This window comes from Weissella sagaensis, from assembly GCF_010306265.1.
GTDB classification, from domain to species: Bacteria; Bacillota; Bacilli; order Lactobacillales; family Lactobacillaceae; genus Weissella; species Weissella sagaensis.
Window position 1 is genome coordinate 1 of sequence record NZ_BLKA01000018.1, and the last position, 2,085, is coordinate 2,085.

Annotated in this window: 2 protein-coding genes and 1 rRNA gene; 2 read left to right on the forward strand and 1 reads right to left on the reverse strand. The window is 31.2% G+C overall.

Going from position 1 to position 2,085, the window contains the following annotated elements; genetic code table 11:
• The first annotated feature begins 28 nt into the window (after positions 1-28).
• Positions 29-145: ribosomal RNA gene (gene rrf, locus G7Y65_RS09240) — 5S ribosomal RNA — on the forward strand.
• 355 nt (positions 146-500) lie between these two features.
• Positions 501-1,106 (forward strand): TrmH family RNA methyltransferase, encoded by a 606-nt coding sequence (locus G7Y65_RS09245; protein WP_042494698.1) that lies wholly within the window; start codon positions 501-503, stop codon positions 1,104-1,106.
• A gap of 196 nt (positions 1,107-1,302) precedes the next feature.
• Here G7Y65_RS09245 and G7Y65_RS09250 read toward each other — a convergent pair whose 3' ends face one another.
• Positions 1,303-1,689 (reverse strand): hypothetical protein, encoded by a 387-nt coding sequence (locus tag G7Y65_RS09250; protein ID WP_042494697.1) that lies wholly within the window; start codon positions 1,687-1,689, stop codon positions 1,303-1,305.
• Between the last annotated feature and the right edge of the window lie 396 nt (positions 1,690-2,085).

Consider the following 2,085-nt stretch of genomic DNA (forward strand, 5'->3'; position numbering starts at 1 on the left):
GAACTACGTTCACTCAATCATAAAAACGTGTCGTGATGATGACACTGAGGTCACACCTGTTCCCATACCGAACACAGAAGTTAAGCTCAGTAGTGCCAAAAGTAGTTGGAGGATCGCCTCCTGCGAGGATAGGACGTCGCGATGCAATTTGGAAAGAGTTCACAGTAAAATGTGAACTCTTTTTTTGTGTACAAATACAATAAATACCGTCTTTTTAAGTAGGGTGCTTAGATTTAAAATTTATTGATTGAAAAAAATCTATCAACAACGGGATTTATTATTGACTAGAATGAATAATAAAAAATTGATAAGCCACATATTTGGATGCTATAAAAAGAAGTACTGAATAAATTTCATGTTTTTAAATTTGAAGTCAATCTAGTACAGCATAATGGCATATAAATTGATAGTACGTGATAAAAATAGCCTATAATTACTAAATGAAATGGCAAGGATATTTTTGTATAATAGTCTAAGATAATAATACATAGAGGTACATAATGAGTCATATTAATTTAGAGAACAGCATTGATTATCGTAACTTGGGGTCTGATTTTAAGGGCATGACTAATGAACAAATCATGCAAGCCTTAGATCAGCGCCGTGGAGATATGATAACGGTGTTGCAAAATCTGACGCATGATTTTAATAAGGCGACTGCTGTTCGTAATCATAATGCTTTTTCGGGACGTGAAATTGTTTTTTTAAACCCTGATAATCCAATGGATAAAGAAAATAGTGAAGGTGCTAAGAAATGGAATAAAAAAGGGGCAGTTGGCGCACAACATTATGAACATATTAGTCATCATCGGATAATGGATTATCAGAAGTTGTTTCATAAATGGCATCAAGAAGATTATGTCATTTACGCAGTAGATAATACACCAGGTTATGAACTACATAATGTGTTTGAAACGACATTTCCTAAAAAGAGTGTCTTTCTGTTTGGCGAAGAACAAATTGGGCTAGCAGACGAATTAATTAAGGCAGCTGACAAAATGATTTATATTCCTCAAACAGGGTCAGTACGTTCATTAAATGTTTCTGTTGCCCATGGTATTGTTGCAGCATTATATACGGCACAACATCCAGTACCAATTGATTGATCGTTAAATATTTAGGCATTTAAAATTTAACCTAAAAAAGAAGCCGAGTACTACATTAAGAGATATTTTGAAAGTTAAAATAAATATTTAGCTTTCGAAATATTTCTTATTAGTGACTGGCTTCTTTTTTCGTGCACTCAGTATAATTAAGATTGAATAGGGGTGCAATTTTAAAATAATATTGTCGATAGTGGTATTATAAGTTAATTTCAAATTCTAAATTATTATACTGATCACGTTCACGGATTTGACGATAACCAAATTCTTGATCGTTTCGATCTAATAAATCAGTATGCCAAGTTATTTTTTGGCTGAAATTAGCAAACATTTCTTCCTTAAGTTTATTCATTAATAAAAGAAAAGCTTGTCCTTCATCAGCGGTCATAGCTGCATATAATCGTTCATCATTACCATATTTTTTAGATATGCGTTTTAATTTAATGTTCATTACTTGTCTTGTATAAGCTGGGTTTCTGTTTAGACGAACACTAACATTAATGTGATTATAGTGGAAATCACGGCTATATTGGAGTAGCATTGCTAAAAATTGGTTGGCATCTATTTTATTGTTTTTATTTGACATTACCTATATCCTTAATGTATATATTATCTTTTAAATTAGTATAACACGTAATAAAAATTATTATTATAAACAAAGTTGTTAAAAACACTTGCATTATGTTGCATAAGGGGTTATTATATAAAAGTTGTCTTTTGCAAGACGTACAATTATTAATAATCGATTCATTTAAGTTATATGTTTATGCAATGAATTTGCATTAGACAATATGTGATTTCGAAGAAACATTTAAAAAAGATGTTGACAAATTCGTATGAGTTCTGTATTATTAATTAAGTTGTCAGCGAGACAACAACGTTGATCATTGAAAACTGAATATCGTTTCGATAGAACAAATGTGTAGGGTCTTCAAGCATTAAGCTTGAAACAAAAACATTTGCGAAGTCAATTCGCTAATAA

What these genes read in the sequence shown, in the direction of transcription:
- G7Y65_RS09245 (WP_042494698.1), top strand. Translation starts at nt 501, where the DNA reads ATGAGTCATATTAATTTAGAGAACAGCATTGATTATCGTAACTTGGGG.
- G7Y65_RS09250 (WP_042494697.1), bottom strand. Translation starts at nt 1,689, where the DNA reads ATGTCAAATAAAAACAATAAAATAGATGCCAACCAATTTTTAGCAATG.